15 protein-coding genes and 2 pseudogenes are annotated in these 11,794 nt (G+C 30.7%); 7 read left to right on the top strand and 10 right to left on the bottom strand.

The window, feature by feature from the left end:
• From AC1Q8N_RS28565 to AC1Q8N_RS28555, 3 genes and pseudogenes are all read left to right on the top strand, one after another.
• A pseudogene (locus AC1Q8N_RS28565) lies at positions 1-399 on the top strand (cytoplasmic protein); the annotation flags it as partial.
• A gap of 12 nt (positions 400-411) precedes the next feature.
• The gene (locus AC1Q8N_RS28560) at positions 412-804 is read left to right on the top strand and encodes a hypothetical protein (RefSeq protein WP_000564895.1); all 393 of its coding nucleotides are present in this window, start codon (positions 412-414) and stop codon (positions 802-804) included.
• A gap of 187 nt (positions 805-991) precedes the next feature.
• Positions 992-1,564 carry a tyrosine-type recombinase/integrase gene (locus tag AC1Q8N_RS28555; RefSeq protein WP_493521512.1) on the top strand — a complete coding sequence of 191 codons (573 nt, stop codon included), beginning with the start codon at positions 992-994 and terminating at the stop codon, positions 1,562-1,564.
• Between the two features lie 35 nt (positions 1,565-1,599).
• On the opposite strand, the gene AC1Q8N_RS28550 is transcribed toward AC1Q8N_RS28555, so the two are convergent.
• Entirely contained in the window at positions 1,600-2,184 is a 585-nt protein-coding gene (locus tag AC1Q8N_RS28550; RefSeq protein WP_493521511.1) for a hypothetical protein, read from the bottom strand.
• A gap of 274 nt (positions 2,185-2,458) precedes the next feature.
• Between AC1Q8N_RS28550 and AC1Q8N_RS28545 the strand changes: the two genes are divergently transcribed.
• Entirely contained in the window at positions 2,459-3,124 is a 666-nt protein-coding gene (locus AC1Q8N_RS28545) for a helix-turn-helix domain-containing protein (RefSeq protein WP_493521510.1), read from the top strand.
• Between the two features lie 446 nt (positions 3,125-3,570).
• Here the strand turns inward: AC1Q8N_RS28545 and AC1Q8N_RS28540 are convergent, their stop codons facing one another.
• Positions 3,571-3,942: a hypothetical protein gene (locus AC1Q8N_RS28540; RefSeq protein WP_098816116.1), complete on the bottom strand. Its 372-nt coding sequence runs from the start codon at positions 3,940-3,942 to the stop codon at positions 3,571-3,573.
• Between the two features lie 53 nt (positions 3,943-3,995).
• Positions 3,996-4,619, bottom strand: coding sequence for a hypothetical protein (locus tag AC1Q8N_RS28535; RefSeq protein ID WP_493521509.1), 624 nt, complete (start codon positions 4,617-4,619; stop codon positions 3,996-3,998).
• Positions 4,620-4,716: 97 nt separating this feature from the next.
• On the opposite strand from AC1Q8N_RS28535, the gene AC1Q8N_RS28530 reads away from it, so the two are divergent.
• Positions 4,717-4,893 (top strand): hypothetical protein, encoded by a 177-nt coding sequence (locus AC1Q8N_RS28530; RefSeq protein WP_180228553.1) that lies wholly within the window; start codon positions 4,717-4,719, stop codon positions 4,891-4,893.
• Between the two features lie 143 nt (positions 4,894-5,036).
• Here the strand turns inward: AC1Q8N_RS28530 and AC1Q8N_RS28525 are convergent, their stop codons facing one another.
• The 3 genes from AC1Q8N_RS28525 to AC1Q8N_RS28515 all read right to left on the bottom strand — a co-directional run bounded on the left by AC1Q8N_RS28525 (position 5,037) and on the right by AC1Q8N_RS28515 (position 6,921).
• Positions 5,037-5,597 (bottom strand): MerR family transcriptional regulator, encoded by a 561-nt coding sequence (locus AC1Q8N_RS28525; RefSeq protein ID WP_000421199.1) that lies wholly within the window; start codon positions 5,595-5,597, stop codon positions 5,037-5,039.
• Positions 5,598-6,001: 404 nt separating this feature from the next.
• Positions 6,002-6,637 (bottom strand): SdpI family protein, encoded by a 636-nt coding sequence (locus tag AC1Q8N_RS28520; RefSeq protein WP_098681434.1) that lies wholly within the window; start codon positions 6,635-6,637, stop codon positions 6,002-6,004.
• Positions 6,638-6,660: 23 nt separating this feature from the next.
• Positions 6,661-6,921, bottom strand: a complete 261-nt coding sequence (locus tag AC1Q8N_RS28515) for an autorepressor SdpR family transcription factor (protein ID WP_001070522.1) — start codon at positions 6,919-6,921, stop codon at positions 6,661-6,663.
• Between the two features lie 352 nt (positions 6,922-7,273).
• On the opposite strand from AC1Q8N_RS28515, the gene AC1Q8N_RS28510 reads away from it, so the two are divergent.
• A complete protein-coding gene (locus AC1Q8N_RS28510) occupies positions 7,274-7,435 on the top strand; it encodes a hypothetical protein (protein WP_493521508.1) in 162 nt (53 codons plus the stop codon).
• 255 nt (positions 7,436-7,690) lie between these two features.
• Here the strand turns inward: AC1Q8N_RS28510 and AC1Q8N_RS28505 are convergent, their stop codons facing one another.
• From AC1Q8N_RS28505 to AC1Q8N_RS28490, 4 genes are all read right to left on the bottom strand, one after another.
• Complete coding sequence (locus tag AC1Q8N_RS28505) at positions 7,691-8,347, bottom strand: MarR family transcriptional regulator (protein ID WP_493521507.1); 657 nt, start codon at positions 8,345-8,347, stop codon at positions 7,691-7,693.
• Between the two features lie 220 nt (positions 8,348-8,567).
• Positions 8,568-10,034, bottom strand: coding sequence for a plasmid recombination protein (locus AC1Q8N_RS28500; protein WP_493521506.1), 1,467 nt, complete (start codon positions 10,032-10,034; stop codon positions 8,568-8,570).
• 541 nt (positions 10,035-10,575) lie between these two features.
• Positions 10,576-10,872, bottom strand: a complete 297-nt coding sequence (locus AC1Q8N_RS28495) for a WXG100 family type VII secretion target (RefSeq protein WP_000918596.1) — start codon at positions 10,870-10,872, stop codon at positions 10,576-10,578.
• A gap of 133 nt (positions 10,873-11,005) precedes the next feature.
• The gene (locus AC1Q8N_RS28490; protein WP_000728331.1) at positions 11,006-11,389 is read right to left on the bottom strand and encodes a DUF1433 domain-containing protein; all 384 of its coding nucleotides are present in this window, start codon (positions 11,387-11,389) and stop codon (positions 11,006-11,008) included.
• A 58-nt stretch (positions 11,390-11,447) separates the two neighbouring features.
• Here AC1Q8N_RS28490 and AC1Q8N_RS28485 point away from each other — a divergent pair.
• Positions 11,448-11,794 (top strand): annotated as a pseudogene (locus AC1Q8N_RS28485) (cytoplasmic protein); the annotation flags it as partial.

Genomic DNA, 11,794 nt, shown 5'->3' with positions numbered 1-11,794 from the left:
ATATTAAAATTAGAACCTGAAGATATTATAAAACAAGCAAAAAAAATTCAAACACTCAGCAATCGATTATCAGATATCGCAAAAAATATAGAAGAGTTTCAAAGAAACGAAGCTGAAGCAGTTCAAAAGTTAAAAAATCAATTAAAACATGAAACAGGGCCAGGCGGAAGATATCATTTATTAGAAGAACACGAAGTAGATGAAGCCATCTCACAAATTGCTAAAATTAGAAAAGGTGGAAATGACTATTTTCATGACGCAAACCTAGCAGAAGAATTAATCCATCTTTTAAAAAAAGAACAAAAGAGTTTAAGCCGATTCGGAGATGATATTAGTGATGCAGCAAATTCACTAAGAGATAAAGACAACCAATTAGCATCAAATTTTCAAATTAAATAAGGGGATAATTATATGATCGATTTTATGGGAGAAATTAAAAAGATAGAAAAACAAATCGAAAATGCTGCAGGAGCTGCAGGAGATTTAGCAAATCAGGTTGTTGATGAATTACAAGCTGCTAAAAAACAAATTGAAAAAGAAATGCAGCGTATGATGTTAAAAACAGAGGTAGAGTTTAAATCAATAGATATTATAAAAGAAGATACATATGCTCTTCAAAAAAACATAGGGATATTTCACGATTTACAAACAAATACAAGAGATATAGCATCAGAACTAGAGAAAAGTTTCGAAAGTAAAACTGGTAGTAAAATAAATGAAACATTAAAAAAATATGAAAAACAAATTAACAACAAAATTTTTAATGAGCATGTTCACTTGGCAAACAGTTGCGGAAAAAAATAAGGGAAATAGAAAAAAAGTCCTCTTAATACAGGACTCTTTTTTTGTTATTCCTGAAAGTAAACTTTTGAATATTAGTTTACATTCATTTCCCCTTAATCATTGACTTACCACCGAATCCGCTGATATCCTCAAAATACACAACAAAAGTATACATTCAAATCACTGTAAGTAAAGGGGCCGTAAATTCATGAATAAAAAACCACATCTCATTGATGTCCAACCTATCCGTAGCAAAGAACAGATCGAAGATATGAAATGGGCTTTAAAACGACACTGTTCAGAACGAGACTATATTCTATTCCTAATTGGAATCAATACAGGATTACGTATCAGCGATCTACTCCAAATCGAAATACAAACTATATTAAGGTTAAAACAGAAAAAGAGAAAAGAATTCAAGATCAAAGAGGGAAAAACGAAGAAAGAACGCATGATTAATCTTACTTCTATTTTTGATGAGGTCTACTCATATGCTCAAACCCTAGAAAATACCTGGTTATTCCCATCACGAAAAGGAGATCAACCCATTAGTAAGATCCAAGCTTATCGACAATTGCAAAAAGCCGGAGATTTTGCCGGTGTAGAATCTATCGGGACCCACACTATGCGCAAAACCTTCGGCTATTGGTTCTATAAACAAACAAAAGATGTGGCCATGTTACAAGAAATATTGAATCACAGCACACCTCAAGTCACACTTAAATATATTGGAATCAATAAAGAAGAAAAAGATAATATATTAGATACATTTCAAATTTAATAGGTTTGTTTTGAACAAATCTATTAAATTTGAAATTATGCTGTTTTTTCTTTATCAAGATAATCCTTTAAATCATTAATAAATAATGATAATAAATCACCAGTTTCTAAATGTTTATTATTATGTCCCATATCCTTACGAACAGCTAATAATAAATCCTCCATTATTTTTATTTCTTCCAAATCTGTTTCCTGATCTACAGGACGATTCATAAAATAATTACGGAAAACACCATATTGTTTAATAACATCTTCCGAACCCCATAAAATTATATTTTGGGTAAATTTAGACATGAATTCTATTAATTCCTTTTCACTCATTTGCTTACCAGCTTTTTGCCCCATAAATATAGTAAAGAGAAAATCAAGTAATTCTCTATACATAGGACTTTTTTGATCTCTATGATAAGACTCTATTTCTTTCTTTTTTTCAAAATACTTAGGAATAGAAATAGATAATGATGCACCCAAGATTGCAAAAAGACCAGTAATAAGAGCAGCTGAAATCCTAGCATCTAAAGATAAAAAACTTTGATAAAACCAACTTAAAGAATAAAAAACACCATAACAAAATGCTCCTATAATTGCTAGTCCTAATAAAGTGGAAAAAAATTTATTCAAAACCAAAAAAACCTCCTTTTTCCACTAATTATACCCTTTTAAATAAAAAAGTACCTTCAGAATATCTCAAGGTACTTTTTTTACATAATCAATTCATTAATTTTTGGGTACTACCAGAATTTTGACATAAAACCCACGCTAATACATTTTTTTAGTAGGTAAATCACAATAAAAGAGTTCGCAACAGATCATTGCATGCCTTTTTTATAACGCTACGATGCGTTTCTTACTATTTAACATTAGAATAATTAAAGTGATTAAAGGAGGTACATATATGGACATTGGAAAAAAAATAAAACATTTAAGATTAATAAATAACATGACACAAGAAGATGTAGCCAGCCAATTATTTATTTCAAGACAAGTTATATCTAAATGGGAACTAGGAAAAAGTCTTCCTGATCTAACCAATTTATTAGCCTTAAGCAATCTATTTAATGTTTCAATTGATTCTTTATTAAAGGAGGATTCAAATTTGCAAAATCAGATAATAAAACAAAGCAATTATAAAAGATATTTATTAATAGCCGCTCTCTACATATATTCTTTAATTACTATTGTCGTTATATTTTATTGTCTCGTTGCCTTTTTACTTATACCAAAAGACATAAAAACATCAGATTTAAAGGTTATTAATTCCCACTTTTATCAAGAAAGCGATAAAAAAGAAATTTTATATATTTATAGTAAATTAACACCGTTCTTCTCCAATTATTCAGGAGATTATAGCATTCAAACAAAAGAACATGAAATAAACATTCATGCTAATCAAAATTCAATTCCTTTTAGAAATAAAGACGTTTTATTTTCAATCGAAAAAGATATACCTCACGGGATAGATTGGCAAGAAAAAGATGTTTACATTGTAGACGAAAATAATAACAAAATACTTATATATAACCATAAAAATAAACAACTATATTATCAAACAAAAAATTAAAGTAGGTGATCAAAATTAAAAACATCTATAAATATATTTTTATACTAACTACGCTTATTCTTAATATAATTAGTTCTCTACTTATAATGAATACTCCATTTATACCAGGGAATATGGTATTTGCTATTACATTTTTATTTTTTACCATGCTATTCCAAACAACTACAATGCTATTCATTATATATATGATTAAAAACGAAATATCTAAAAAGATAAAAATAATATTATATGTCTTTTTAACACTAGATATATTAATCTTTTTATTCTTAATCAATATGACATACATAGTAGCAACATCATTAAAATATTATTAACATTTTTATAGCAAGGGAATGCTTGTAGACTGATCTATACTGCATTCCCTTATTGTATTTTTTGCTTAGCCTAGTTTTTTTCCAAAACCCTGGTACCCCAATAAATAAAAAAAGCCCTTTACAGGGCTTTTTTTATTTATTAGCAATAGAGACCTGACCAGAACAGCCAGTTGAACCACCAGAAGGACCACCACAATATAACCTTACTGAATAATCATCTTTTGGCAAAGATATAGTGTTATTATAACTTTTTCCACCTTTTAGATTACCAGTCGCATAAACAGATCCTCTTTTAAAAATAGTATAGCCTATATCTTTTGTTCCCCAATTTTGAACAACTATTTTCATAGAACCATTCACAGTAATCCTAGAAGTTGATGAAGATGTTTGACTAGCTTGTAAAACTGCATTTGATGCACTTGCTGCAGAAGCCTCACTAAACCCTACAAACGGGGCTGATAAAGTGGTTGCAACAACAAATAAACCAGCAATGACTTTTCTCATAAATATCCACCCACTCAAAATATTTCTAACAGTTATTTATTCTGACATAAAAATTAATTAATTTTAGCTGTAACAACTCTATACGTTCCACTACCATACAATTCAATAACAACCTTAGTACTATACTCAACTGGTGCATACTTTAATGCTTTAAATGTTCCACTACTAGTAATACGAACTACACTGTCATCAAGTCTATTTGCTTTAGTAGAATTGCTCTTAGAATACAATGGACCTGTTAAATCTGGATCATAATCATAGTTACCTACTTTACCTGAACCATATAAAAACCATCCAGAAACAGTATGTTTAAAACCAGCTCCCGGAAATGTATTAGCCACATAACCAGAGAAATTTTTCTTTTGTTGTGCCGCAAGTGCAAAACCATTACCATTAAAATTATCAACACTATTAAAAGCCATAATTAAAGGCTCATCGGAAAAAGATACTTTTCTACTAGAAAAAACATCTTCTTTACCTTCAGAAAGTTGTAAATTAATATCATTCTTCATTTCTTCTAATTTCTCATTAATTTCTTTTAACTGTTCTGAAGTTAAAGCTTGATAATTAACCTCTTTAGAATCTGCAGACACCTTAGACGTATTAAAACCAGCAATTCCTGAAAAGATTAAACCAAAAACAAATAACAATTTTACAACACGTTTAAACAAAGACACAAAAATCCCCCTTTTATTGAAATATTTTCCACTCTCAAACACTATGTTACATTTGTTTTCAGAAAAGTCAAGATTTTACAAAAAAGGAGGTTTTATTATGTTAAATATTTTATTATCTACACTTCCACTTTTTTTTATATTTTTATTGCTTAATTATATAGGTCAAAAATTAAGTTATAAAAACATAAAAGTAAACTATAAAATAATTTTTATAATATCTTTAATTGAAGCTTTAATAACCCTATTAATATTTATTTATGGTCCTATACTATAATAATACTTTACTAAACACATAACATATCAATAGCAAGGGAATGCTTGTAGACTGATCTATACTGCATTCCCTTATTGTATGTATGCTATATTTCTATTCTTCTTTTTCCGACATTAGAACCCTACATAAAATACCAGCCAAATTTACTTTTTAAACAAACCGAAAAAACCTTTCCGTTTTTGTTTCTGATTTTGTGCCTGCATATCTCTAATGTTTTCAAGCAATAACTGATCTCGTTTCTCTAGCTTCTTCTCTATAAAAACTTCTAATTCACTGTTTTTCCCTTCTACTTCAGTTAACTTTTTCTCCGTATTCGCTAAATGTTCTTTTGTTGTAACCAATTCATTCGTAATTTCTTGTAGTTTCTGAACGAGTGCTTGATTAAATTGATTTTGTAACTGTTGATTTTCTAATACTTCATTCAGTTTCTTTTCTAATTCTGATTTTTCTTCTTTTGAAACAAACGAATCAAGTTCTCCGTTTCGCCATGACCGAACTTGATCGTAAGACCATTTTTGGGCCTGTATTTTTTCTTTTATTGCTTTTAATTCTTCTATATTTTCCTTCGAGTATCTACGATGTCCTCCCTGACTTCGCTCTGTTTGTATATTAAATTCATTTGACCATACCTTTAACAAATCGGGTGTGATTCCTAAAAGATCCGCAACAATTTTCGGTGTGTGCATTTCCGATTTTAGTTCCAATTTTTATTCCTCCCCAAAAAACGGAATACGTTTTTTACTTAAAAAACACGATTAAACCAACATTCCAATCAAAATCGGAATGTACTTACAACCGATATGAAAACCGATTTTAAAACCGATTTAATTTCCGAAATACATTCCGATTTTACCACCGATATGTATTACTTCTCGATAATAACATCAAAAGCTTTTTTATTTATACAAGATTTTATGCAAAAAAAGAATAGCGGGGATCCCTAGAATCCCCGCTATATCAACGATGTATAAAATCATGTATAAGAGATAAATAGACATGAAAGCAAGAATCCTTGTTTCTACAAGGATTCTATCAAAATAGTTGCTACCGATAATAGGACGTTATGTTAACAGGCCATGAATGTTTATTCATGGCCTGTTTTTGTTTTTTATTTTATAGATTTTCTAAAAAACAAATATGAAGAGAGCATAGATAATACAATACATATAATAGCGGATGTAAAAATAATAGGCTGTGTCCAACTTATAGGCATAAACATTGCACAAATAATTACTATACCTGCAATAACAAATAATTTAGAACTAAATCTATGGGTATCCTTCCACACTTTTTCACTACTTAATGTCCAAGGAGTACGAATTCCTATAAAAAAGTTTGGTCTTACTTGTTGTAGATAGTTCCCTAATATGATGAAAATACCACCTAATATTACATGTCCCAACGTAATAATTGGAAGGTTATATCCTAAACCTGTCAGTATAGTTATTACATTAATAATTGCTAAAATTACTAACATCATATTAAAAACTATATTATATCCTTTAGAAAATTTTTCGTAATTTACCTTTTTAGGATCAATTTTCGTTAACAATATTGATAATAAATATTGTCCAATCATTAAACCAATAAATAAAAGCATTGTTACAAATTTATCAGAATATGAATTACTAACACCATTAATATCCCAATGCGTTATTAATTTAGAAGGTAGTTGATTAAACGTAATAATCCACATTAAGGTCGTCAAAATGATAATTATTAAAGGGAAAATATGTTTTTTCATAGAAATCACCTTTCTTATTGAACCTATTCTTTTTCAGTAAAAGTAAAAAACCACGCAATTAAATCTTGAAACACTGTAGTATTAAGAGAATAAATAATAAATTGTCCTTTTTTTTCGTCCTGTACTAATTTTGTATTCTTTAAAAGATTTAAATGATGTGAAACACTAGGTTTTGTCATATCAAAATGTTCTGCAATTTCTCCGGCCGTTAAATCCGAATCCTTTAATAAATCTAAGATTTTTCTTCTTGTGGGATCCGCTAAAGCTTTAAAAGCTTGATTCAATTTCTTTCCCCCTTATCTTAAAACTAAACCGTAATATTTATATTTAGATATTTTTCTAAATATTAAACTATAATCCACCCTAATGTCAATAAATCTGATTGATTAGATCTTCTAATAATTAAACTATTTTAATGGGAAAATACTACCTAACACCTGACCATTGCATAGAAAAAAACTTGCTACCAATAACGAAAATTATGTAAATAAGCTGTCCATATGGGCAGCTTATTTTGTTCTTAGTCTGGTTTTATATTATCTTTTAGTCTTCCCTTTGCTTTTTGGCTAGAGTGCTGGCTCGTCGTGTGGGGACGAAACCCCACGTATTACGTATCAATTTTTGAATAAAAACTATTTGGGGACGAATGATCTAGGCGGTTCGGCTCGTATACTTGCTAGTCCAAGTCGAGAACCATTGCTTTGCTTTTTGTCTGTCGGCTTGGCGAGAAAAGCACACGAGCCGAAAAACGTTTTGCAAGGACATAATAAAAAAGAAAAGACAATAGTCTTTAGGTGAGGATAAACGAACCGACTTTTTTATTATGAAGGTGGAGATTTTTGAGCGTTGTTTGCTCAAAAATACTACCTGTTCCTTGCGGAACTTTTAGCCCTATATATAAGAGTGAGAAGAGCAAAGTAAAGAAAGTCAGTAATATCAAGGGTTTATAAGACATGAGGTGTTAAAAAAAATTAACACCTGTGTTAATTTTTTTTAACACCTAAAAAATAGAAAATCCTAAATAAAAAAAGATGTCAATATAAAAATTGACATCTAAAATAAATAAATTGGTAGTTTATGTTTTTTCTTATTACCTTCGATTTTGATATTACGTAATGCCTTTGAAAAAATTTGTTGAGTCGCTCTATCAATATCATCTTTAGGTGAATTACATAATATATTAGGATTAACAAACCAAGTTCTTGCTGAACAAGCCCTTCCATCTTCAGTTATTACACCTGTTTCTGCAACTCCTAAAACCCCTTTTTCAAGCAATTCATTCATCATTTTTGAAATAGAAGTCCTTGTTTTTCCTAATTTCTTAGCCAAATAACTAGGAGACGCTGTATTCGGTTTTATATCATCATTTTCATTTTTTTCAACAATAACATTTGATTTAAATTCTAGAAATCTTGAAATATCAAATAAAAATGCTTTTTCTGGTTGAGTTAAATAACCAATTTCACATAAATAATCAATATTCTCTGTAATCATTTGAACAAATCTCACCCGATCTGTAGGTTTTTTCTTTTTACCAATAAAATACTCTTCTCCACCAGACATTTTACTTAATACTTGCAGCATAATGACTCTTTCTTCTTCAGAAAGTCCACCACTACCTTCAAGTTTTTCATAAATGCTATTAATTTTACTATCTCTTTCTTTTGCCTTTTTTTCAGCTTGTTCAAAATCAATAATTTTTTTTGTCATATCTAGGTTAATTCCTCCTTAATTGAGGGAATCAACAAAAACACCTATTTTTTGCTATTTGATTATAAATCAAATTATGATAATCTATAATCAGATAAATGAAGTTTAGGTATTTTCGTAGAATACCCTATGAAAAGAGTCATGTTCCCGCATGGCTCTTTTTTTCATTCTATCACGTTTTCAATAACCTTAAAGATAAAAACAAAGTTTCCTTACTATTTTATCGCTCCATATCCAATCCACGATGTTTATTCATTTCTTTTTTATGCTCACGTTCAAATTGATTATCTATTCCCTTACTATCCAATTCATTTTTAATAATCCCTCTAAACGCCTTAAATTGCTCTTTAAAAACTTTTTTCGTTTGTACATACAAAACTCTTATATTCATCTGCAACCCCTTTATATGAGCTTTTAATGAGCTAATTTCTCTATTTAATACACCAACTTCTTTTTGCAACTTACTTTTTTCTTGTTTCAACGTTCGATTTTCTTTCATCCATCCCTCTGCATTCACTTTTAAACTCTCGTTCTCTTTCACAAAGTCTGTCTTTTTCAAACGCTCATAATCCTTTTTGATAGTAACCGCTGCATTCACTTGTTTTGTTATTTCTTGATATTGTTCTGGTGATAACACAAAATTTCTTGTCTGTTTCTTCGTGATTTCAGCTTTTCCAAACATTTTATCCTGTACTTCTACTACTACTTCTTTACGTAAAAATGGAATTTTAACAGGTTCATTTGGTACTTGATCCATAGTACTATCTAATTCTTTTTGCATTTGTTCTACTCTTTTTTCTAACTCTATATGACGCTGACCAATTAACTTCAGCTTTTCACTTTCGCTCTCTACTTGTTGTTTCACTACCTCTAATTCTTTGTACGTATCAACGACATCACCTTCCAAACTCTTTTTCACTACATGTAATTCGTTTGTTTTCTCTTCAACGTTTTTTAAATGATCGTCAATCGTTTGCAATTCTGTTTCTTTTTCTTGTACTTGATTTTCAATAGTTGACTTCGCTTCTGCATATTCCTTGTATTGACGGACTTTCATGTACTTATGAGAACCTACATTAGCACGTTCAAAATTCGGAATGTATTCTTTCGCTAATTGCTCAATATAGGCTGTTTCTAATTCCCTCCAATGTGCAATTAACTTTCTTCCTGTTCCTTCTACACCTTGTTGCTGCAAAGCTCTATCCATTCCGACACGCCTCGTTAATCCTCGACTACTTTCAAAATTCGGTACATAGTTAATATGTAAATGCGGATTCGCTTCATCATCATGTAAAACCATGTTATAAACCGCTAGGTTTGGATTTCTCTCTTGGAAAGCCTCAGCATAACGCTTCAGCGCTTCCTTTTTGGCTTCCCTATATTTCGAGTCATCTTTCCCTTCCCCGATCGCTACGACTAATTCTCGTTGCTCATGCGTCTTATCGTCTTTATGTATTTTGTCATAATAATCATCAATTTTACGGTCATTTCGTTTTTGTTTCTCGTTATATTTGTCCACCGCTTCTTGAAAGATATCCTTGTATACACTTCGGATATCCTTTTGAACAAAATAAATATTCTCATGTAACCTGGATGGATCAATGCCAGGATTCCCATGAATATTTTCTCTGTTATTATGGCTTAATGAACTTTGGTGAGATTGATTAAATGAGATAGAACCCAACATAAAGTGCCACCACTTTCCCTAGATTAATTGATACCATCAGTCTAGCAAAGCGACGAAATGATGTCAATTAACGTAACCCTATACGTATTTTGACGCTAACGCATCAAAATTGATAGGGGTCTACGACGCTTTTCGACTTCGCCGAGCCATGTCTAGCATGGCAAAACTCTCGGACTTTGTCCGAACCTACAAGGGGAACACTTCCCCTTGACCCCATCAATCGAACTCCCCAACCCCTCAATCCTTGAGGGGCTCCCTCGCCGGTTGGCAGGAACAAACAGTGGTTTGTTCAATACCAAGAGGGTTCGGGGTGTAGTCTAGTTGGTCAAGTCAAATACTCCCTTCGCTTCGCTAGGTCCGTTTTGATTGACCAACACATGCAACGACCTCTACTACTGATCACTTTACTCCCTTTATTACCCTAAAATGAAAAGAGTCCTAAATTAATAGGACTCTTTTCATTTTATTGAAAGTAAACTTTTGAATACTAGTCTACTTTCTATCATTTTCCAAGAATTTTATGTAAAAATGACAACATTTCTTATTTCAAACCGAAATTACGTGATAATTCTTCATCATGAGAAGCAACAGCCTCTGCAGTTTTATTAAGCTGCATATTAATTTCTTGTAATAGCTGTGCAAAGTTTTGTACTTTTGGCTTTAATTCATTGAACTGTTGGTCAAAACCTTCAAATGCACGGCCTTCCCATTCTCCTCTTAATTCATTTTGTAAGTTTTGTAGTTGACGTAAAATGTCCTCAATTTGATTTGCACCTTGTCCATATCGAGTCGCTTTCGATTTAAGCTCCTCTGGTGACATACGAATTTGTCCTGCCATTTTTATCTCCCCTTTAGTACATAATGAGTAAAATACGCATTTGGTTAATTTTACTAAATATATTATAATCCATTGTTAAAAACTTTCAAATATTTTATTTTTCTATAATAAGAAACAAGAGTAATCGCAAAGACTACTCTTGTTTCTTTTCCTTCTCTTCTTTTTCAATTTCAGATACTGATTTTTCAGGGTCTTTTATTAGTTTTCCAAGTTCTCCAGAACGCGAGAATTTATCTTCAAAGTTTTCTGTAGTACTTATACTAGCATTAAACCACAATTCCTTATCATCATTTATATATCCTTTTATATAAGGAATACCCATTGGATTTACTTTATGTTCTGTAAATGTGATAGATTTTACATCCTGAATATTATAACGAATATACTTTTCTACTCGTACTTCTTGTACTTTCCAAAACTTTTCCTCTTCTTCTTTTTGTTTTAAGTATTCCATAGTAAAATATCCTCCTGCTATAATACAAATAATGGATAAAATAATTACCAATTTCTTTTTCATTTAAAATCCCCTTGTATTTGAATATAGTTAAAATATACCATGAAACGAGTTGAAACATATGAGTGAATTCAAAAAAAATCCAATTGCGACAGATGAAGATTATTTCGAGTTATCAAGTAACGTTTATGACGATGATTCTTTACACAAAGGAGCGGAAATAAAAGGGGTCGATGGTAAGAAATGGGTAGTTATAGAATCAATTAATGCAGATTGTCAAAAAGTAAAAAATGGATTAGAAGCTATTGCAGTAGTACCGAAAAAAGATTACAAAGAAAATGCAACACATTATGATGATATAATCCTAGCATTTCGTGGGACAGAGCCTAACCAATTAGCAGATTTCGAAACAGATATCGATCAGATTACGTTTGGAATTAAAACACATTCTAAAGTAATTACTCCAAG

The sequence above is a fragment of the Bacillus sp. GW823-FHT06B01 genome (assembly GCF_058952315.1).
Note: the sequence above shows the minus strand (reverse complement) of the source record. Positions and strands in the feature narration are given on the sequence as shown.

Coding starts and splice junctions, on each gene's coding strand:
- AC1Q8N_RS28555 (WP_493521512.1), top strand. CDS start 992: ATGAATAAAAAACCACATCTCATTGATGTCCAACCTATCCGTAGCAAA.
- AC1Q8N_RS28540 (WP_098816116.1), bottom strand. CDS start 3,942: ATGAGAAAAGTCATTGCTGGTTTATTTGTTGTTGCAACCACTTTATCA.
- AC1Q8N_RS28530 (WP_180228553.1), top strand. CDS start 4,717: ATGTTAAATATTTTATTATCTACACTTCCACTTTTTTTTATATTTTTA.
- AC1Q8N_RS28560 (WP_000564895.1), top strand. CDS start 412: ATGATCGATTTTATGGGAGAAATTAAAAAGATAGAAAAACAAATCGAA.
- AC1Q8N_RS28490 (WP_000728331.1), bottom strand. CDS start 11,389: ATGAAAAAGAAATTGGTAATTATTTTATCCATTATTTGTATTATAGCA.
- AC1Q8N_RS28505 (WP_493521507.1), bottom strand. CDS start 8,347: ATGACAAAAAAAATTATTGATTTTGAACAAGCTGAAAAAAAGGCAAAA.
- AC1Q8N_RS28495 (WP_000918596.1), bottom strand. CDS start 10,872: ATGGCAGGACAAATTCGTATGTCACCAGAGGAGCTTAAATCGAAAGCG.
- AC1Q8N_RS28545 (WP_493521510.1), top strand. CDS start 2,459: ATGGACATTGGAAAAAAAATAAAACATTTAAGATTAATAAATAACATG.
- AC1Q8N_RS28520 (WP_098681434.1), bottom strand. CDS start 6,637: ATGAAAAAACATATTTTCCCTTTAATAATTATCATTTTGACGACCTTA.
- AC1Q8N_RS28500 (WP_493521506.1), bottom strand. CDS start 10,034: ATGTTGGGTTCTATCTCATTTAATCAATCTCACCAAAGTTCATTAAGC.